General features: G+C 71.4%; 17 protein-coding genes. 8 read left to right on the top strand and 9 right to left on the bottom strand.

Going from position 1 to position 19,685, the window contains the following annotated elements:
* Positions 1 to 8 precede the first annotated feature (8 nt).
* Positions 9 to 1,058 carry an LLM class F420-dependent oxidoreductase gene (locus ABZ906_RS39990; protein WP_361391211.1) on the top strand — a complete coding sequence of 350 codons (1,050 nt, stop codon included), beginning with the start codon at positions 9 to 11 and terminating at the stop codon, positions 1,056 to 1,058.
* Positions 1,059 to 1,294: 236 nt separating this feature from the next.
* The gene (locus ABZ906_RS39995) at positions 1,295 to 2,083 is read left to right on the top strand and encodes a ferritin-like domain-containing protein (protein WP_361201004.1); all 789 of its coding nucleotides are present in this window, start codon (positions 1,295 to 1,297) and stop codon (positions 2,081 to 2,083) included.
* Positions 2,084 to 2,099: 16 nt separating this feature from the next.
* On the opposite strand, the gene corA is transcribed toward ABZ906_RS39995, so the two are convergent.
* Positions 2,100 to 3,098 carry a magnesium/cobalt transporter CorA gene (gene corA / locus ABZ906_RS40000; RefSeq protein WP_361391214.1) on the bottom strand — a complete coding sequence of 333 codons (999 nt, stop codon included), beginning with the start codon at positions 3,096 to 3,098 and terminating at the stop codon, positions 2,100 to 2,102.
* Positions 3,099 to 3,160: 62 nt separating this feature from the next.
* Between corA and ABZ906_RS40005 the strand changes: the two genes are divergently transcribed.
* The 5 genes from ABZ906_RS40005 (at position 3,161) to ABZ906_RS40025 (ending at position 10,067) form a co-directional block, all read left to right on the top strand.
* Positions 3,161 to 3,847 carry a histidine phosphatase family protein gene (locus tag ABZ906_RS40005; RefSeq protein WP_361201006.1) on the top strand — a complete coding sequence of 229 codons (687 nt, stop codon included), beginning with the start codon at positions 3,161 to 3,163 and terminating at the stop codon, positions 3,845 to 3,847.
* An 81-nt stretch (positions 3,848 to 3,928) separates the two neighbouring features.
* Positions 3,929 to 4,519: a DUF3090 domain-containing protein gene (locus ABZ906_RS40010; RefSeq protein WP_361201008.1), complete on the top strand. Its 591-nt coding sequence runs from the start codon at positions 3,929 to 3,931 to the stop codon at positions 4,517 to 4,519.
* A complete protein-coding gene (locus tag ABZ906_RS40015; protein WP_361391217.1) occupies positions 4,483 to 5,379 on the top strand; it encodes an SCO1664 family protein in 897 nt (298 codons plus the stop codon). Before ABZ906_RS40010 ends, ABZ906_RS40015 begins: the two co-directional genes overlap by 37 nt.
* Positions 5,380 to 5,618: 239 nt before the next feature.
* On the top strand, positions 5,619 to 6,848 hold the full coding sequence (gene mshC, locus ABZ906_RS40020; RefSeq protein WP_361201012.1) for a cysteine--1-D-myo-inosityl 2-amino-2-deoxy-alpha-D-glucopyranoside ligase: 1,230 nt from the start codon (positions 5,619 to 5,621) through the stop codon (positions 6,846 to 6,848).
* A gap of 159 nt (positions 6,849 to 7,007) precedes the next feature.
* On the top strand, positions 7,008 to 10,067 hold the full coding sequence (locus ABZ906_RS40025; protein ID WP_361391220.1) for an NPCBM/NEW2 domain-containing protein: 3,060 nt from the start codon (positions 7,008 to 7,010) through the stop codon (positions 10,065 to 10,067).
* Positions 10,068 to 10,182: 115 nt separating this feature from the next.
* On the opposite strand, the gene ABZ906_RS40030 is transcribed toward ABZ906_RS40025, so the two are convergent.
* The 4 genes from ABZ906_RS40030 to ABZ906_RS40045 all read right to left on the bottom strand — a co-directional run bounded on the left by ABZ906_RS40030 (position 10,183) and on the right by ABZ906_RS40045 (position 14,869).
* Entirely contained in the window at positions 10,183 to 10,920 is a 738-nt protein-coding gene (locus ABZ906_RS40030; RefSeq protein WP_361391223.1) for a hypothetical protein, read from the bottom strand.
* A gap of 73 nt (positions 10,921 to 10,993) precedes the next feature.
* On the bottom strand, positions 10,994 to 12,742 hold the full coding sequence (locus ABZ906_RS40035; protein ID WP_361391226.1) for a S8 family peptidase: 1,749 nt from the start codon (positions 12,740 to 12,742) through the stop codon (positions 10,994 to 10,996).
* Between the two features lie 301 nt (positions 12,743 to 13,043).
* On the bottom strand, positions 13,044 to 14,057 hold the full coding sequence (locus tag ABZ906_RS40040; RefSeq protein ID WP_361391229.1) for a PAC2 family protein: 1,014 nt from the start codon (positions 14,055 to 14,057) through the stop codon (positions 13,044 to 13,046).
* Between the two features lie 140 nt (positions 14,058 to 14,197).
* Positions 14,198 to 14,869, bottom strand: a complete 672-nt coding sequence (locus tag ABZ906_RS40045) for a FadR/GntR family transcriptional regulator (protein ID WP_361201289.1) — start codon at positions 14,867 to 14,869, stop codon at positions 14,198 to 14,200.
* A gap of 190 nt (positions 14,870 to 15,059) precedes the next feature.
* Between ABZ906_RS40045 and ABZ906_RS40050 the strand changes: the two genes are divergently transcribed.
* Positions 15,060 to 15,602, top strand: coding sequence for a MarR family transcriptional regulator (locus ABZ906_RS40050; protein ID WP_361391232.1), 543 nt, complete (start codon positions 15,060 to 15,062; stop codon positions 15,600 to 15,602).
* A gap of 50 nt (positions 15,603 to 15,652) precedes the next feature.
* On the opposite strand, the gene ABZ906_RS40055 is transcribed toward ABZ906_RS40050, so the two are convergent.
* The 4 genes from ABZ906_RS40055 to ABZ906_RS40070 form a co-directional block, all read right to left on the bottom strand.
* A complete protein-coding gene (locus ABZ906_RS40055; RefSeq protein ID WP_361391235.1) occupies positions 15,653 to 16,681 on the bottom strand; it encodes an aromatic ring-hydroxylating dioxygenase subunit alpha in 1,029 nt (342 codons plus the stop codon).
* Between the two features lie 5 nt (positions 16,682 to 16,686).
* Complete coding sequence (locus ABZ906_RS40060; protein WP_361201295.1) at positions 16,687 to 16,911, bottom strand: recombinase-like helix-turn-helix domain-containing protein; 225 nt, start codon at positions 16,909 to 16,911, stop codon at positions 16,687 to 16,689.
* Positions 16,912 to 16,974: 63 nt separating this feature from the next.
* Positions 16,975 to 17,910, bottom strand: a complete 936-nt coding sequence (locus ABZ906_RS40065; protein WP_361391238.1) for a PDR/VanB family oxidoreductase — start codon at positions 17,908 to 17,910, stop codon at positions 16,975 to 16,977.
* Between the two features lie 13 nt (positions 17,911 to 17,923).
* Complete coding sequence (locus ABZ906_RS40070; RefSeq protein ID WP_361391241.1) at positions 17,924 to 19,678, bottom strand: thiamine pyrophosphate-binding protein; 1,755 nt, start codon at positions 19,676 to 19,678, stop codon at positions 17,924 to 17,926.
* Positions 19,679 to 19,685: the final 7 nt, after the last annotated feature.

Below are 19,685 nucleotides of genomic sequence, written 5' to 3' on the forward strand. Positions count from 1 at the left end.
ATTCGGCCATGCAGCTCGGGATCAACCTCGGCTACTGGGGCGCGGGGATGGACGCGGACAACCTCGCCGTCGCCAAGGAGGCCGACAAGCTCGGCTACGCGGTCTGCTGGGCCGCCGAGGCGTACGGCTCGGACGCCGCGACGGTGCTGTCCTGGGTGGCCGCGCAGACCGAACGCATCGACATCGGATCCGCGATCTTCCAGATCCCGGCCAGGCAGCCCGCGATGACCGCCATGACGGCCGCCACGCTCGACTCGCTCTCCGGCGGCCGCTTCCGCCTGGGCCTCGGCGTCTCCGGACCGCAGGTCTCCGAGGGCTGGTACGGCGTCAAGTTCGACAAGCCGCTCGCCCGCACCCGCGAGTACGTCGAGATCGTGCGCAAGGCGATGACGCGCGAGCGCCTCAGCTACGAGGGCGAGCACTGGACGCTTCCGCTGCCGGACGGACCGGGCAAGCCCATCAAGCTCACCGTCCACCCGCAGCGCGAGCACATCCCGCTGTACGTCGCCGCGATCGGCCCCAAGAACCTGGAGCAGACCGGCGAGATCGCCGACGGCGCCCTGCTGATCTTCCCCGCGGCCGAGCACCTGGAGGAGACCGCGATCCGCCATCTGCGCGCGGGGCGCGAGAAGGCGGGCAAGACGATGGAGGGCTTCGACGTCGTCCCGACGGTGCCGCTCGCGGTCGGCGACGACGTCAGCGCCCTCGCGGACATGTTCCGCCCGTACACCGCCCTCTACGTCGGCGGCATGGGCAGCCGCAAGCAGAACTTCTACAACCAGCTCGCCCAGCGCATGGGGTACGAGAAGGAAGCCGCCGAGATCCAGGACAAGTACCTGTCCGGCGACAAGGACGGTGCGGCGGCCGCCGTGCCGCGCGAGCTGATCGACTCGACCACGCTGCTCGGCTCCGTGGACCGCATCGCCGAGCGGATGCAGGCCTACGCGGCCGCCGGGGTCACCACGCTGACGCTGGCGCCGGCCGGCTTCACGCTCGAGGAGCGGATCACGGCCCTGCGCGCGGGTACGCAGGCGCTGGAGCGCGCCGGACTGGCGTAACCCGGAGGGGAGAAGTTCTGCGGCCGTGGTGGGGGCTCGGGGGTCTTCCCCGCCACGGCCGTCACGGAGCACAACGCGTCGTGCGGCCCCTCGGTTACGGCCTGGTCCGTGGGCGGCCGTCCTTCGTTTGGCGGAGCTGTACCTGACACCTGTTGCCACACGCGCGCCTTTCGCATTTGACTTGTTCTTTGCGGAGTTCGCGCGGAGTTCTCGCGGAGGGCATGGAGGTGCCAGCGATGCTTTCGGCCAGGAGTGTCTTCGAGGAGATCCTCGACAACGACGAGTCGTTCCGGCTCTTCTGTTCCATTGCGGCCAGCGGGGAGTCGCAGGGCGGATGGGAGAACGGGCGCATCGCCGCGCTTCTCCCCGACAGCCAGCGCGCGCTCGGCCCCAAGGTCGCCCGGCACGGCGCCGACGAGGACAAGCACGGACGCATCTTCAACGCCCTTCTCAAGAAGCGGGGCCTCGAACCCGCCCCGGTCCCGCCGGACACGGACTACACGATGCTCCTGGAGCGGCAGGGCATCGGTCTCGCGCACGAGAAGCTGCGCCGCGAGGAGCCGCTGACCGAGCGGGACGTCGTGGTCTACCTCTCGCACAGCCGCGTCACCGAGCAGCGTGCCGCCGACCAGATGGACATGCTCGTCACGTTCTTCGGCGACCACCCCGAGGTCGGCAAGGCCATCCGGATGATCTGCCACGACGAGGACAACCACCTGGCGTACTGCCACGAGGAGTTGCTGCGGCTCGCGGCAGCGGGACACGGGCGGATGATCCTGGACACCCTGCACGAGTGCGCGCGCGCCGAGACGCGTGTGTACCGGGACGTGAGCCTCGCCGTGATGGGCCACATGGGACGCATCCTGAACTGGCCGAAGCCCAAGTCCGCGGCGCTCGCCTCGGGCGTCCGCGCCATCTCCGCCTACGAACGCCTCGGAGGCTGGCGGCGCATGGTCTCCCTGAAGATGCCCGAGCGGCGCGACGCGCTCGGCGGGCCCGCCACCCCGGCACCCGGGTTCGCCTGACCGGGGAGCCCGCCCGCTAGAGCCAGCCGCGGCGCTTGAACAGCCGGTAGAGGAAGACCTCGAGGACGGCCATCAGCAGGATCACGGCGGGGTAGGACCACACCCAGTGCAGCTCGGGCATGTGGTCGAAGTTCATGCCGTAGACCCCCGCGATCATCGTGGGGACCGCCGCCATGGCGGCCCACGCCGAGATCTTCCGCATGTCGTCGTTCTGCCGCACGCTCATCTGCGCCAGATGCGCGGAGAGGATGTCGGACACCAGGCGGTCGAGGCTGTCCACCCAGTCGTTCACGCGCGTCAGATGGTCGCTGACGTCCCGGAAGAACGGCTTGGCCGTTTCCTTCACGAAGGGCACCCGGGGCGCGAACGGGCCCGTTCCGGAGAGGCGCATCATGGGCATCGCCAACGGTCCCGTGGCGCGCCGGAACTCGACGATCTGGCGCTTGAACCGGTAGATCCGCGACGCCGTGTTGCGGCTGCCCCCGTTGTCGGGCGAGAACACCTCCGCCTCGAGCTCCTCCAGGTCGGTCTGCAGCTCGGCCGCGACTTCGAGGTAGTGGTCGACCGTGGCGTCGGCGACCGCGTACAGGACGGACGTCGGGCCGTGCCGCAGCATGCCCGGCTCCGCCTCCAGACGATGGCGCACGGCACCGAGAGGCGAGCCCTCGCCGTGTCTGACCGTCACCACGAAGGCGTCGCCGATGAAGACCATGACCTCGCCCGACGAGACGGAGTCGCTGTCCGGCTCGTACACGACCGGTTTCAGGACCACGAAAAGGGAGTTGTCGAACACTTCGAGCTTGGGCCGCTGGTGGGCCTTCAGGGCGTCCTCCACCGCCAGTGGATGCAGCCCGAACTCCCTGCTGACCTCCTCGAACTCCTCTGCCGTCGGTTCGTGAAGGCCCACCCAGACGAAGGCGTCACCCGCCGTACGTGCCTCGTCGACGGCGTCCGAGAAGTCCTCCCCGCACTCGGTCCGGCGCCCGCTGCGGTACATCGCGCAGTCCACGATCACGGAGCGCATTCTTCCTGAGCTCGGCTCGGGGCGCACCCCGTCGGCGGCTTAGGCTGGCCCGCATGCCCACGCTGATCCTCGTCCGGCACGGACGATCCACCGCCAACACCGCGGGTCTGCTCGCCGGGTGGACCCCCGGCGTGGCCCTGGACGAGCGCGGCGCCGCACAGGCCGCGGCGCTCCCCGGACGCCTCGCGGACCTGCCCCTCGCCGAAGTCGTCGCCAGCCCCCTCCAGCGCTGCCAGGAGACCGTCGCGCCGCTGCTCGCGGCCCGCCCCGGCCTGCGGGCGCACAGCGACGACCGCATCGGGGAGTGCCACTACGGCGACTGGTCGGGCCGCAAGCTGGCCGAGCTGTCCGACGAACCGCTCATGGAGGTCGTACAGCAGCATCCGTCGGCCGCCGCCTTCCCCGGCGGCGAGTCCATGCGGGCCATGCAGACGCGGGCGGCCGAGGCGGTACGCGAGTGGAACGCGCGCGTGGAGCGCGACCACGGCCCCGACGCCGTGTACCTGATGTGTTCGCACGGCGACATCATCAAGTCTCTTGTCGCGGACGCCATCGGGCTGCACCTGGACCTCTTCCAGCGCATCTCCGTGGAGCCCTGTTCCGTCACCGCCATCCGGTTCACGCGGCTGCGGCCCTTCCTCGTACGCCTGGGGGACACCGGAGACTTCGGGTCGCTCGCTCCCCGTGCGGAGCCCTCCGGCAGCGACGCGGCGGTGGGTGGCGATGCGGGAGCACCGTGATCGTCACCCGCAGTAGGGTGCAGTCGTCGCGTCGAACAAGCGCAAACGATCAATCGCAGTCGATCCCAATGGAGACAGGACGTGTCGCGTCAGGTGTTCCTCTACGACCCGCCGGAACGCTTCGTGGCCGGAACGGTCGGGCTCCCCGGCCGGCGTACCTTCTTCCTCCAGGCCTCCGCCGGAGTCCGGGTGACCAGTGTCGCCCTGGAGAAGACCCAGGTGGCCGCGCTCGCCGAACGCATGGAAGAGCTGCTCGACGAGGTGGTGCGCCGCAGTGGCGGCAACGCCCCCGTGCCCGCCGTCGCCTCCTCCGAGGTCACTGACAGCGCGCCTCTCGACTCGCCCGTCGAGGAGGAGTTCCGCGTCGGCACGATGGCCCTTGCCTGGGACGGCGACGAGGAACGGATGATCGTCGAGGCGCAGGCCCTGGTGGAGCTCGACGCCGAGACCGACGAGGACCTCGCGGAAGCCGAGGAAAGGCTTCTGCAGGACGACGAGAACGGGCCGCCGATGCTGCGCGTCCGGCTCACCGGGGCGCAGGCGCGTGCCTTCGCCAAGCGTGCCCTCGACGTCGTGAACGCGGGACGGCCGCCGTGCCCGCTGTGCAGCCTCCCGCTCGACCCGGAAGGACACGTATGCCCGCGGCAGAACGGATACCGGCGGGGCGCGTGAGCGTGGCCTCCGGCACCGACGCCATGGAGTTGCTCGCCCGGGGCGAGCTGACCGTGCTCGGGCGGATCCGCGAGGCCTCGAACGCGGTGCTCTACTGCTCCGTCTCGTACGAGGGCCGGGAAGCCGCCTGTGTCTACAAGCCGGTCGCCGGGGAGCGTCCCCTGTGGGATTTCCCCGACGGGACGCTCGCGCAGCGGGAGGTGGCCGCGTACGAGGTCTCCGAGGCGACGGGGTGGGGCCTCGTGCCGCCGACCGTGCTGCGGGACGGGCCGCACGGCGAGGGCATGTGCCAGCTGTGGATCGAGGGGCCCGACCCTGAAGCCGACTCCGACTCCGAATCCGACTCCGACTCCGAATCCGACACCGCTGAGGGTGGCGGGGACGAGTTGCTTGCCCTGGTCGAGGGCACGGAGCCCGGTGAGGGCTGGAAGGCGATCGGCTTCGCCGAGGTGGGGGAGGGGCGGACGGCGCTGCTCGTGCACGCCGACGACGAGCGGCTGCGGCGGCTCGCCGTGCTCGACGCGGTGATCAACAACGCGGACCGCAAGGGCGGGCATCTGCTGACCGACGCGGGGCGGCTGTACGGGATCGACCACGGGGTCACGTTCAACGCCGAGGACAAGCTCCGGACGCTGCTGTGGGGGTGGGCGGGGGAGCCGCTGACCGCCGAGGCGCTGGGGGTCCTGGAGTCCCTGCGGGACGGACTCACCGGCGATGCGCCGCTCGGCCTGCGGCTGGCGGAGCTGATCACCCCGTCCGAGGTGGAGGCCGTCCGAGCGCGGGTGGCCGCCCTGCTGGCCTCCGGAAAGCACCCCGTACCCGGCGGGGAATGGCCGGCCATCCCGTGGCCCCCGGTGTAGCCAAGGCCTCCGCCGGTCGCTCGTCGCCGCTCGATGCGGGGTGAACGGGTCCATGGAACAGCTGCCCACCACGGCGGGCGGCGGCTGGTCCTTGCCGCTCGATGCGGGGTAAACGGGTGGGCGGGTGGGAGAAATTTGCCGCGCAGCGGCGTAGTAATCCCAGGTCCAAGGCGCCCACGCCCGGATAAACCTTGATCCCCCGCTCGTATGCGGACGCTCCGTCCGGTTAGGCTCATGGCATGCATGCCTGGCCCGCTTCTGAGGTCCCCGCCCTGCCCGGCAAGGGCCGCGACCTCCGGATCCACGACACCGCGACCGGTGGTCTGGTGACCCTTGACCCCGGTCCCGTCGCCCGTATCTACGTCTGCGGCATCACTCCGTACGACGCGACCCACATGGGTCACGCGGCGACCTACAACGCGTTCGACCTCGTGCAGCGCGTGTGGCTCGACACCAAGCGGCAGGTTCATTACGTCCAGAACGTGACCGACGTGGACGACCCGCTCCTTGAACGTGCCATCCGCGACGGAAAGGACTGGGTCGAGCTCGCCGAGGGCGAGACCGCCCTGTTCCGCGAGGACATGACCGCCCTGCGGCTGCTTCCGCCGCAGCACTACATCGGAGCCGTCGAGGCGATACCCGGCATCGTGCCGCTCGTCGAACGCCTCCGGGACATGGGCGCCGCCTATGACCTGGAGGGTGACGTCTACTTCTCCGTCGAGTCCGACCCGCACTTCGGCGAGGTCTCCGGTCTCGACGCCGCGGCCATGAAGCTGCTCTCCGCCGAGCGCGGCGGCGACCCGGAGCGTCCGGGCAAGAAGGACCCGCTCGACCCGATGCTCTGGATGGCCGCCCGCGAGGGCGAGCCGAGCTGGGACGGCGCCTCGCTCGGCCGTGGCCGCCCCGGCTGGCACATCGAGTGCGTGGCCATCGCCCTCGACCACCTGGGCATGGGCTTCGACGTGCAGGGCGGTGGTTCCGACCTCGCGTTCCCGCACCACGAGATGGGCGCGTCGCACGCCCAGGCCCTCACCGGCGAGCACCCGTTCGCCAAGGCGTACGTCCACGCGGGCATGGTCGGCCTTGACGGCGAGAAGATGTCCAAGTCCAAGGGCAACCTCGTCTTCGTGTCGAAGCTGCGGCGGGACGGGACCGACCCGGCCGCCATCCGCCTCGCGCTCCTGGCGAACCACTACCGCGCCGACTGGGAGTGGACCGACTCCGTCCTGACCGAGGCCGAGGAGCGGCTCGCCCGGTGGCGTGCCGCCGTCTCGCGCCCCGACGGGCCCGGCGCCGAGGACATGGTCGAGGAGATGCGCGAAGCCCTCGCGAACGACCTGGACTCGCCGGCCGCGCTCGCCGCGGTGGACCGCTGGGCCGCCCGCCAGGACGCCGAGGGAGGCACGGACGAGGGCGCCCCCGGCGTCGTATCGCGTGCGGTCGACGCGCTGCTGGGCGTGGCCCTGTAGCCACCGGCTCCCCGTAGCTACCGGCTCCCCAGTCACCGGCTCTCCGCAGCCACCGCCACCCTCTGGCCACCACTTCACCGAATGGGCCGCTCCGGAAATCCAGGAGCGGCCCATCAAAGTCCATGGCCCCCGCACCGGTCGGCGCGCTAGACCACCGCCATGAGACCACCCACTCGCTCCAGACGCGCGGCCGTCGCCGCCGCCCTGCTCGGCCTCCTCGCGGTGTTCGCCGGTCCCGGCGGTGCCGCGCAGGCCGCCGACGATCCCGCGACCACCGTCGGGGACGTCACGGACTTCGCCGCCGAAGGCTCCGTCTACCGGCTCACCGCGGGCAAGGCCGAGGCCCGCGTCAGTTTCGTGTCGCAGGAGTCCTTCCGCCTGGAACTCGCCCCCGAGGGGGACTTCACCGACCCCACCGGCAAGGACATAGTCCTTCCGCAGGGCGACCCGCCGCGCACCACGTGGTCCGACAAGGGCGACCGCTACGAACTGCGCACCTCGAAGGTGACGCTGCGCGCCTACAAGTCCCCGCTCCGCTTCGCCCTGTACCGCGCCGACGGCAGCCGGATCTGGGCCGAGTCCAAGGGCCTGAGCTGGACCAAGGACGCCACCACGCAGAGCCTGGCCCGCGGCGCCGACGAGCAGTACTACGGCGCCGGGATGCAGAACGGGCGCGGCAACACCTCGCACCGCGGCAAGAAGGTCGAGGTGAGCGTCGACTACAACTGGGACGACGGCGGCCACCCCAACTCCGTGCCCTTCTACCTGTCCTCGAAGGGCTACGGAGTCTTCCGGAACACCTACGCGCCCAACACCTATGACTTCGCCGAGCCGGTGACGGCCACGGCGAAAGAGCGGCGCTTCGACGCCTACTACTTCGCGGGACGCGCCGACAAGGACGTCAAGGGCGTCATAGGGCAGTACACGAAGCTCACCGGCAAACCCTTCCTGCCGCCCGTCTACGGCATGGAGATCGGGGATGCGGACTGCTATCTCCACAACGCCAACCAGGGCGAACGCCACACCCTCGATGCCCTGAAGATCGCCGACGCGTACAAGAAGCACGACATGCCGAACGGCTGGATGCTCGTCAACGACGGCTACGGCTGCGGCTACGAAGACCTCGCCGAGACGGCCAAGGGACTCCAGGACCGCGACATGCAGCTCGGGCTCTGGACCGAGGACGGCATCGACAAGATCGCCGACCAGGTCAAGGCGGGGCAGCGCGTCGCCAAGCTCGACGTGGCCTGGGTCGGCGACGGCTACAAGAAGGCGCTGGACGGCTGCAAGGACGCGTACAAGGGCATCGAGGACAACAGCGACGCCCGCGGCTTCACCTGGGCCCCCGAGAGCTGGTCGGGCGCCCAGCGCTGCGGGGTGCAGTGGTCGGGGGACCAGAGCGGCAGCTGGGAGTACATCCGCTGGCAGATCCCCACGTACGCGGGCGCGACCATGTCCGGCCTCGCCTACACGACCGGTGACGTGGACGGCATCTTCGGCGGCAGCGCCAAGACGTACGTACGTGATCTGCAGTGGAAGTCCTTCCTGCCGGTCACGATGACGATGGACGGCTGGGCGGCCGAGGACAAGCAGCCCTTCCGGCAGGGCGAGCCCTACACCTCCGTCAACCGCAAGTACCTCAAGCTGCACGAGGCGCTGCTGCCCTACCTCTACTCGTACGGCCATGAGGCGACGGAGACGGGCGTGGGTGCCGTGCGCCCGCTGGCCCTCGAATATCCCGACGACCCGAAGGCGGCCACGGACGCGGCCAAGTACGAGTTCCTGACGGGCGAGGACTTCCTCGTCGCGCCCGTCTACAAGGACACGACGGTCCGCGACGGCATCTATCTGCCCGAGGGCACCTGGACCGACTACTGGAGCGGCCGTACGTACGAGGGACCGACGACCGTCGACGGCTACAGCGCGCCCCTCGACACCCTGCCCCTCTTCGTCAGGGCGGGCGCCACCGTACCGATGTGGCCCGGCGGCATCAGGTCCTACAAGGACCGCACCGCCGACTCGCCCCTCGCCTGGGACATCTACCCGCAGGGCAAGTCCTCCTTCGAGCTGTACGAGGACGACGGCGTCACCCGGCAGCACCGCGACGGCGAGTACGCCACCCAGCGCGCCGACGTCGACGCGCCCCGGTCCGGAGCGGGCGACGTGCGGGTGCGGATCGGCGCGAGCAAGGGGGAGTTCGGCGGCAAGCAGACCAAGCGGCCGTACGCGTTCACGCTGCACACCGGCGACGCGCCGAGCCGTGTGGAGCTCGGCGGCGACAAGCTGCCCCGGCTCGCGTCGAAGGCGGCGTACGAGAAGGCCGCGCGGGGCTGGTTCTACGACCGCGACGACCGGGGCGGTGTCGTGCGGGTGAAGACGGCGGCGCTGCGCACGGACCGGGCGTTCGAGCTCCGACTCGACGACACCAGCGCGGTCGGTGGTGCCGTGCCCGGCGCGAGCGCCACGCTGAGCGCCCCCGCCGGACAGGAACTCGGCGCGGGAGCCGCGGGCAAGGTCGCCGTCGACGTCACGGCGGGGACGCGGGACGCCACCGGCGTCGACGTCACCCTGGACGTCCCGGAAGGCTGGACCGCGGGCACCGTCCACGCGGGCCGCGTCGAGGCGGGCAGCACGCGCCGCGTCGAGGTCGCCGTCACCCCGCCCGGGGACGCCGGCCACGGCGAGAAGACACTGACGGCGCGGGCCCGGCACCGCTCGGCGGGCCAGGACCGCACCGCGACCCAGCGGATCGCGGTCGACGTCATGCCTCCGGCGCCGACGGCGGACACCTGGGCGAGCGACATGGAGTGGCTCACGTCGGCCAACGGCTACGGCCCCGCCGAACGCGACCGCAGCAACGGGGAGTCCGGCGCCGCGGACGGCCACCCGCTGACCCTGGCCGGGAAGACGTACGAGAAGGGGATCGGCACCCACGCCGACTCCGCGATCGAGGTCTACACGGGCGGGCAGTGCTCCAGGCTGACCGCCGACGTGGGCATCGACGACGAGATCAACGGCTACGGAGAGGTGGCCTTCTCGGTCGAGGCCGACGGCAAGGTGCTGTGGACCTCTCCCCGGGTGACGGGCGCGTCGGCGACCGTGCCGGTGGACGTCGACGTGAGCGGGGCCCGGCACGTGGAGCTGAAGGCGACCGACACCAACGGCTCCAAGAGCGGGGACCACGCGGACTGGGCGGCGGCGAGGTTCAGCTGCGCCTAGGCAGGCATCGGCAGGCAGCGGCTGGCAGGCATTGAGGGAGGCAGGCAGGGAGCGGCGCCGGGCGGGAAAGGTCTCCGCCCGGCGCCGCCGTCTCTTCACGCGACGGCGGTGACCGTCACCGGGTGACCACGATGGCCAGGAGGTACGCGGGGTTGTTGGTGTCGTAGTAGCCGATCACCTTCTGCCCGAAGGCGAACGCTTCCTGGACCTCGTCGTGGGCCTGCGGGCTCGGGTTGACGAACACGCGCCAGTCGTTGTCGACGAACAGATAGAGGGGCGATGCCTGGCCGGGGAGGGGCTGAACGACGTCCCAGAACGACGTCGCGACGTTCGAGGCCAGAGCCTGCGTGGAGATCTGGGGTGCCTGGGCCTGCGGGACCTGCTCCTGGCCGAACTGCTGGAGCAGCTGCTGGAACGGCTGCTGCTGGCCGAGCTGCTGAAGCTGCTGTTGCAGGTGCGGCGGGATGTGCTGCGTGCCCTGCTGCCCCTGGATGCCCTGCTGCCCCTGGATGCCCTGCTGCCCTTGGATGCCCTGCATCCCCTGCTGGCCCTGCATACCCGGCCCCTGCATGCCCGGCCCCTGCATCCCCTGCTGGCCCTGCATGCCGGACATGCCCTGGCGGCCGAACTGCCGCTGGCCGAAGGGCTGCTGCTGATACTGCTGCTGGTCGCCGGACTGCTGACCGAACTGCTGCTGCCCCAACTGCTGGGGCGGCGCGGTGCTCGGGCCCTGCTGCTGGCCCTGCTGGGGGCCGAACTGCTGCTGACCCGGCTGCTGCTGGCCGAACTGCTGCTGAGGTCCGTACTGCTGGCCTTGCTGCTGCATGGGACTCATGTACGGGGTGGTGCTCATGCGGGTGCCACCTTCCCTCAATGGTTGTGGTGCTTCAGGGATGCGCCCGGCGCTCCGGCATCGCGCGGATGCCTCAGCCCGTGACGACCAGGCCGACGACCTCGTCGTCCGAGAACCAGACGCGTACGTCGGGATGCCCGCCCGCGAAGGCGGCGTGCACCGCCTGGCGGATGCCGTCGGACGGGTTGTTCAGGTTGCGCCACTCGCCGGCGACGAAGAGCCGCAGGCGCGGCGGGAGTTCGGGGGGATAGGGGATCAGCTCGTCCCAGTAGCGCTCGGCCTGCCCCGAGCCCACCGCCGACGGCAGCAGGTTCGTGACCGCCGACCTGATGTCGGGGCGGTTGCCGATCCGCTGGGACGCCGGGCGGCCCGGCGCGTCCTGCTGCGGTGAGCCCGTCGAGCGCAGCATCGCACGCGCGCGGTCCGGCGACATCAGCTGCTGGCCCGCGGCCTTCAGCATGCCCTGGAGGCAGGCGAGCGCGCCGACGACGATCGGCGAGGCGGACGAGGTGCCGGAGAACGTGTCCGTGTACCAGGCGATCTCCTCGGCGCCGCCCTGCAGATCGCCCGGCTGGTTCCAGGAACCGCCGGTCGTGGTGGTCTCGCGGCCCCAGCCCTGCGCGTCCACGCGGGAGCCGTAGTTGGAGAAGGCCAGGCGGGAGCGGTCGGGGCCGTGATCGCGGCCGTGCGTGCCGGGCGGCGGCGCGCCCGCGCCGACCAGGACGGCGCGCGAGGGCCGGTTGGAGGGGTTGAAGGGGTTGCGCCACGACTCGGGGAACTCGTCGGGCCTGCGTTCGTACACCGCGTCGTCCAGGGACTCCGCGCCGTTGCCCGCCGCGCCGACGACGATGATGCCCTTCGCGGTGGCGTGGCGGATCGCCGCGTAGTCGTCGGGCCACCACTCCAGGGCGATGTAGCCCCGCTGGTCGTCGCGCGGTTCGAAGTCGAAGCGCGGGCCGGGGCGGTGCAGTTCGATCAGGACGATGTCGCCGGGGGCGAGCCGCTCCGCCGCCGCGTGGATCGTGGCCGCGGTGCCCAGGGGCTGGAAGGAGGCCGCCGCGGTCGTGGCCTCGGGGGCGATGCCGTTGACGCCCACGTAGTTGCGGTCGCCGCCGATCACGCCGATCACCGCGGTGCCGTGGTTGCGCCAGGCCAGGTCCTGGATCGGGGTGCCGATGACCACGCCGGAGAGTTTGCCGGTCAGGTCCTCGTGTCCCAGCTGCCAGGCGCCCTCGATGTCGATGACCGTGACGCCCTCGCCCGAGCCGCCGAGCCGCTGCCACGCCCAGAGCGCGTCCACGCCTTCGGGCGCCGGGCGCAGATAGCCCTGGCGGCCGGTGAAGTCGGGGGTGACGGGGGCGCCTTCCTTGCGGCGCCCCGACTCGCCGACGTCGGGCGAATCGATCGTGGCCGGTACCGCGCCCGGTTTGACGTACGCCGTGTCGATCTCCGGCAGCGCCGCGATCCGTGAGCGCAGCTCCTGCGCCCTGCTCTCGCCGCCGCGCACCCGGTAGAAGAGCGACAGGTCCGGCACGTCGTCGCCCTCGTCCGTGCCGGTGCGCTCACGGGCTGCGGCGCGCAGCCGCTCCTCGCTGCCGAACAGCGGCTCCATGGCGAGCTGTTCGTCGCTGAGGAACATGTTCAGGGCCGACACGTCGGAGCCCGCCGCCGAGCGGACGCCCTCGATCCCGGCGCGCAGCCGGGCCTCGGGCCGTGCGACGACGATCAGCTCCTGCTCGGACGCCCGGTAGGTGAATCCCGCACCGTCGGGCCCCGGGCCGCTGGCTCCCGGTCCCCCTGCCGGCTCTGTCTGGTCGGTCATCGCTTCACCGCTCCCTTCGGTCCTGCGGGGTGCCGTGCTGTGCGCTGTGGCCGCGCATCCGGGGCACACCTTGCTACCGCCGGGCGGACTCGTCCACCCCCTTTGCCCCAACTACGTTTGAAATCAAGGTGTTAAGGGAACCTCGCGCAATTCGTCCTGAAGGCGATGTCACGCCTCATTCCGGCCAGACGTCACCGGGCGCAACGCGGTGGCGGGCGCGCAACGCAGTGGGGCGGCATCCTTTCGGATGCCGCCCCACTGGGTGTGCCCGTTCGCGTCAGTCCTCGCGGACTCGCGGCGCTCAGTCCTCGCGGTCCTCGGAGGAATCAGAGGGTCCGGATTCGCCGCCGGTCTTCTCGTCCCGCTCCTGCTCCGGCTCGGGCTCCGGTCCCGGGTCCGTGCGCGGCTGCGGCTTCGGCGGCCGGGTGCGCTCACCGCCGTCCGTGGCGTGCCCGCCGGCCTGCGGCGGACCGCCGCCGTCGCGCCGCCGCAGATAGCGCTCGAACTCGCGGGCGATCGCCTCGCCGCTCGCCTCGGGCAGCTCGGCCGTGTCCCGCGCCTCTTCGAGCGACTGGACGTACTCGGCGACCTCGCTGTCCTCGGCCGCGAGCTGGTCCACGCCCACCTGCCAGGCGCGCGCGTCCTCGGCGAGGTCGCCGAGCGGGATGCGCAGGCCGATGAGGTCTTCGAGGCGGTTCAGGAGGGCGAGCGTGGCCTTCGGGTTCGGCGGCTGCGACACGTAGTGCGGGACGGCCGCCCACAGGCTCACCGCGGGGACGCCCGCGTGCGTGCACGCCTCCTGGAGGATGCCGACGATGCCCGTCGGGCCTTCGTACTTCGTCTCCTCCAAGTCCATGGTGCGGGCCAGGTCCGGGTCGGAGGTGACGCCGCTGACGGGGACGGGACGGGTGTGGGGGGTGTCGCCGAGCAGCGCACCCATGATCACCACCAGCTCCACGCCCAGCTCGTGGGCGAAGCCCAGGATCTCGTTGCAGAACGAACGCCAGCGCATCGACGGCTCGATCCCGCGGACCAGTACGAGGTCGCGCGGCTTGTCGCCGCCCACGCGGACCACCGAGAGCCGGGTCGTCGGCCAGGTGATCTTGCGGACGCCGCCTTCCAGGAAGACCGTGGGGCGGTTGACCTGGAAGTCGTAGTAGTCCTCGGCGTCCAGCGCCGCGAAGACCTCGCCCTTCCACTCCTTGTCGAGATGCGCGACCGCGGTGGAGGCGGCGTCGCCGGCGTCGTTCCAGCCCTCGAACGCGGCCACCATGACCGGGTCGACCAGCTCGGGAACTCCCTCGAGCTCGATCACCCAGGCCTCCTTCCGATGTCCTTTACGTACGCCCCAACCTTACGGCGTCCGGCAGGTCCCTCCGCAGCCCCCTTGCGCGGGCCGCGATGAACGGATCACTGCCCCGCCGGAGGTCCGCGCACTCCCTCCGCGGCCCTGCTTCACAGCGTGGAGCGCAGCCACTGCTCCACGCTCGCGATGTGCACCGTCGCCCATGACCTGGCCGCTTCGGCGTCGCGGTCGCGCAGCGCGGCGAGGATCGCCCGGTGCTCGTGCAGGGTCCGGCTGACGGCATCCTCCTGGGTGAGGCCGCGCCAGACGCGGGCCCGGGTGGTGGGCCCGGAGAGGCCGTCCAGGAGCGAACAGAGCACGGAGTTGCCAGACGACTGCACGATGCCGCGGTGGAACTCCAGGTCGCAGGCGACCAGTTCCTCCACCGAGGGTGCCTCCCCCAGGGCGTCCAGCTGCGCGGTGAGCACGTCGAGTTCGGCCTCGGTGATGCGGACGCTCGCCATGGCCGTGGCCGCCGGTTCCAGGATGCGGCGCACCGCGAGGAACTCGAGGACCGTGTCGTCGCGGTGGAAGTCGACGACGAAGCTCAGGGCTTCGAGCAGCAACTGCGGGTCCAGGCTCGTGACGTACGTACCGTCGCCCTGGCGTACGTCGAGGATGCGGATCAGGGAGAGGGCGCGCACCGCCTCGCGCAGCGAGTTGCGTGAAAGGCCCAGGTCGGCGGCGAGTTCACTCTCTTTGGGCAGCCGGTCGCCGGGGCGCAGGGCACCGGAGACGATCATGCCCTTGATCTTTTCGATGGCCTCGTCGGTGACAGCCATGGGGACCTCGCCTCGCAAGACAGAAGACATCCGATGTATCGGACGAGTATGGCGTGTCCCGGCGCGGTCGTGCAGGCCTATCCTGCGAATACGTACTTCTCTCAGGGCTAAGATTTCCGTACTGCCCGCGGAACGGCACTGATCGCGGGACGCACTGACCGCGGGACGGGCGAGAGGGAGGCTACGGCACATGGCCGGGAAGAAGTCGGCGGGGGCCCAGCGGGACGCGGTCGCATCGATCATCGAGGACTGGGCCAGGGAGCGGCCGGAGCTCGACACCTCGCCCCTGGAGGTACTGGCGCGGCTGCACCGCACCTTCCTGCGCTACAACACCCGGCTGACCACGGCCATCGAGCGGCACGGCCTCGCGGTCGCCGGGTTCGACGTGCTGACCGCGCTGCGCAGGGCTGGGGCGCCCTACCGGCTCACGGCGGGCCAGCTCGCCGACTCCGGACTCGTCTCGTCGGCCGGGGTGACACTGCGCATCGACCGCCTGGAGAAGGACGGCCTGATCGTGCGCGAGCGCGACGCTCAGGACCGCCGCGTCGTCTACTCACGGCTCACCGACGCGGGCCTCGCCAAGATCGACGAGGTGTTCGCCGAGCATCTCGACAACGAACGCCGGATGCTCGACGGACTCTCCCCGGCCGAGTGCCGTCAGCTGGCCCGTCTGATGTCCAAGCTGGAGCGGTCCATCACCGACTCCGACGAACCTCACGAGGCCGAATCCTGAGCCGTTACGGAGCAGAGGCCTGAGCTGTTACGGAGCAGAGGCCTGAGCCGCTACGAGGCGGCCGCCTGGGCCTCGGCCTCCGCGCGGTACATCCGGCGCAGCCTGACCACGCCCAGGTCGTGCTGGTAGAGGTTCTCGCGCTGGTCGGCGTCGGCGGGCATCGCCTCCAGCATCACCCGGTCCTGTTCCAGGACCTGCCAGTGGCGCTCCTCGATGAGGGTCTTGTAGAGGAAGCGCCAGGTGTCGCGCTGCCAGCCCTGGACGCGGCGGTAGCGCCAGAAGAAGACGCCGGTGCGGTTCTCGTCGACCGGGCAGACCATGCCGACGATCCCGAACGGGCCACCGGGGCCTGCGGACGGCGGGTAGGGAATGGTCAGGTCCACCCAGTCCACGCCGGTGCGGCACAGCTCGACCCAGTCGAAGTTGACGCCCCGCTGGTCGGTCTTCTCGAAGAAGTAGCCGCGGTCGGTCTCCCGGATGCGGAACTTGGCGGTGGTGTCGCCGTCGTACATCGTGTGCGACTCATGGTGGAGGAAGGCGCCGTGCATCGGGTCGAGGAGGTTCTCCACCGCGAACCGCCACGGGCCGTTCCACTCCGCGTAGCAGAGGATCGCGTCGACGTCGGGGTCGGTGAGCGGCTCGGGCAGCGTTAGTTCGGCGGGCTCCGGGTGTTTCTCGTCGCCGAAGTACGCCAGGATCGCGCCGCCGATCTCCCGCACCGGCAGGGACGCGACGAGTTTCTTGCCCTCCAGATTGCAGCCGGGCAGGCCCGGTACGGAGGAGACGGTGCCGTCGGTCTCGATCTCCACGCCGTGGTACCAGCAGGCCACCCGGTCGCCGAGGTGTTTGCCCAGGGAGAGCGGTGCGCCGCGGTGCGGACAGCGGTCGGCGAGCATCGACAGGGCGCCGTCGGAGCGGCGGAAGAGCAGCCACTGCTCGCCGAGCGCGGTGACCTTGCGCATGGCGCCGGGCGCGACGAAGTCCGAGGGGACGACGGGGTGCCACTGGTTGCGCAGGCCCGTGGCGTAGATGTGGTCGGCGGCAGCGGTCAGGCCGGTCGGGGCGGTCAGGGGGGTCATCGGGGTCACGCTCCCAGTCGGTTCATCTCGGCGCGGAAGGACTCTTCGGTCCAGGGGGCGCCGTCGGGCGCGTGGACCTGGCGGCTGTTCAAGCCGCGTACGACGTCGGAGAGTTCATGACCCTCCTTGGTGAAGACCTCTTCGAGGGTGGCGGCGAGCTTGTACTCGTAGGGGGTGGGCTCGTGCGTACGGGACTGGTGGACGTCCAGGTACGGCCAGGTGGTGGTCACGGTCGCCTCCGGCGGGAAACACGGATCGGGAAATCAGGGATCGGGGGATCACAGGTCGGGGAATCACAGGTCGAGGACGAGACGGCCGGACGCGCAGCGCGAGACGCAGATCATCATCGAGGTGTTCGCGGCGTGCTCGGCCTCGCTGAGCAGGAAGTCGCGGTGGTCGGGCGTGCCGTCCAGCACGCGGGTCTCGCAGCTGCCGCAGATGCCTTCTTGGCAGGAGCTCGTCACGTTCAGGCCCGCGGCCTCGGCCGCCCGGAGCACCGAGGTGTCCTCGCCGACCGAGAGGGTCACGCCGGAGCGGCGGCACTCCACCTCGAACGCGGACTCGTCCCCGGTCCGCTCCGCGACGGGCGCGGCGAACCGCTCCACGTGCAGCCGGTCCGCCGGGGCGACGGCCTCCACGGCGGCGAGCAGGGGCTCGGGGCCGCAGCAGTACACGAGCGTGTCATCGGGCAGGCCGCCGAGCGCCGCGGCGAGGTCGATGTGGCCGAGCTCGTCCTGCGGTACGAGGGTCACGTCCGCGTCCAGGGCGGCCAGTTCCCCGGTGAACGCCATCGACCCCCGGGTGCGTCCGCCGTAGACCATGCGCCAGCCGGCTCCGCGCCGCGCGGCCTCGCGGGCCATGGCGAGGAGCGGGGTGACGCCGATGCCGCCCGCGACGAAGAGGTAGCCGGGCGCGTCTTCGAGCGCGAAGTGGTTGCGCGGCTCGGAGGCGGTGACCGTCTGGCCGGGCCGCAGCTTGGTGTGCACGTGCCGCGAACCGCCGCGCGAGGAAGCCTCGTTGAGGACTCCGATGCGGTACGTGGCCGTGTCGTGCGGGTCGCCGCAGAGGCTGTACTGGCGTACGTGGCCTCCGGTATGGAGGTCGAGATGCGCGCCCGGCGTCCAGGCGGGCAGCGGCTTGCCCTCCGGGTGGGCGAGTTCGACGGAGAGGACTCCGTCCGCCTCCCAGGTCATACGGCGTACGAGCAGGGTGAGTTCGCGGTCGTTCATGGTGGGGTCCTCCTCACTGGCCAGGGATCTTGACGGGCGGGGTGAACGGCTTCTTCATCGGGCCGAGGCGCGCCAGGTCGACCTCGACGAGGGTCGGTCCGTCGCAGGCGACGGCATGGCTGATCACGGGCTGTGCGTGTTCCTCGGCGGCGATCCGCGCGTAGTCCAGGCCGCAGGCCCGGGCGAGGAGTTCGAAGTCGGGCGTGGCGAGGTCGACTCCGGAGCGGCGCTCGCTGTAGCGGTCCTGCATGTTGCGGAGCACGCCGTAGCCGCCGTCGTTGAAGACGACGAGGGTCAGCCGGGGCCGCTCCTGGGCGAGGGTGAGCAGTTCGCCCAGGTGGACGGCGAGGCCGCCGTCACCCGCGAGGACGACGGTGGGCGCGTCGGGCCGGGCGAGCGCCGCGCCGATGCCCATGCCGAGGCCCTGCCCGATGCCGCCGCCGCGCGGGAAGACGTTGTCGCGGGGGTCGTACATCTCCAGGAGCCGGTTGCCCCAACTGCTGGACGGGATCGTCACGTCGCGGGCCACGACCGCCTCGCGGGGCAGCGCGGCCCGGATGGCGTCGCAGATCGCGGCCTGGGGGCCGATGTTGTCGTGCAGCGTGGCGCGGACGTCCCTGCGGACGGCGGCGACGCGGTGCGTCCAGCTCTCCTCGGCCCGGCGCGTGTGCGGCAGCAGGGCGGCGAGCACGTCGGGGGCGTGACCGTGCAGGGCGTGCCGGGCCGGGTACACACGGCCGAGGGCGTCGGCGTCGATGTCGATCTGGATGTGCGCCTCGGGGAGCGCGAGCCCGTAGTCGGCGGTCTCGTTGGACCGGAAGTGCGTGCCGACGGTGAGCAGCAGGTCGGCGTCCGCGAGGAGGGCGCGGGCCGCCGGGGCGGTGGCGAAGTTGCCGATGACCTGCGGGTGGTCCTCGGGCACGGAACCCCGCCCCGAGTTGGAGCTGAGCAGCCCGGCACCGGTGGCGTGCAGCAGCCCGGCGAGCTCGGCGCGGGCCCGGGTGGCTCCGCCGCCGGCCCAGACGAGGGGGCGCCTGGCGGCGGCGAGGAGGGCCCGGGCCCCGGCGAGTTCGCCTTCGGCGGGAAGCGGGCGGGCGGAGAGAGGTGCCCCGACCGCAGCGCCGGACCCGCTGTCCGCGGACGCCGCGAGGAGCGACCCCTGCGCCCCGGTCGCCGCGACCGAGCCGGTGTGCCCGCAGCCCGCACTCGCCGAGCTCCCCGTATCCCTCTGTTCCGCGTACTGGAGGTCCACCGGCCACTCCACGCTCGCCGGGCCGCCGGGGTCCGTCAGTGCGGCGCGGGCCGCCTCGCGGAGGATGTGGCCCGCGGAGTCAGTGGACGTCACCGTCTCCGCGTACGTGGAGACCGCCCGGAGCATGCCCAGCTGGTCCTTGGTCTCGTGGATGAAGCCGCGGCCGCTGCCCAGGAACTCGGCCTCCACCTGGCCCGTGACGTGCAGGACGGAGGTGCCCGCGCTCAGCGCCTCGACGAGGGAACCGGCCGCGTTGCCCGCGCCCGTCCCCGTCGAGGTGAGCGCGCAGCCGAGGGAGCCGCGGGCCCGGCCGTAGGCGTCGGCTGCGTTCACGGCGGTCGCCTCGTGCCGCACCGGGACGAAGCGCAGCTCCCGGTCGACCGCCTCGACCAGCGGCAGATTGTGCACGCTGACGATTCCGAAGACCGTGTCGACGCCGAGTTCCCGCAGGACGGCGACGAGGAGATCGCCGCCGGTGGCGTACCGCGCGGGCGGCACGGGTGAGGTGGGTGGCATGGGGTGA

The organism is Streptomyces sp. NPDC046925, assembly GCF_040644915.1.
Lineage (GTDB): Bacteria > Actinomycetota > Actinomycetes > Streptomycetales > Streptomycetaceae > Streptomyces.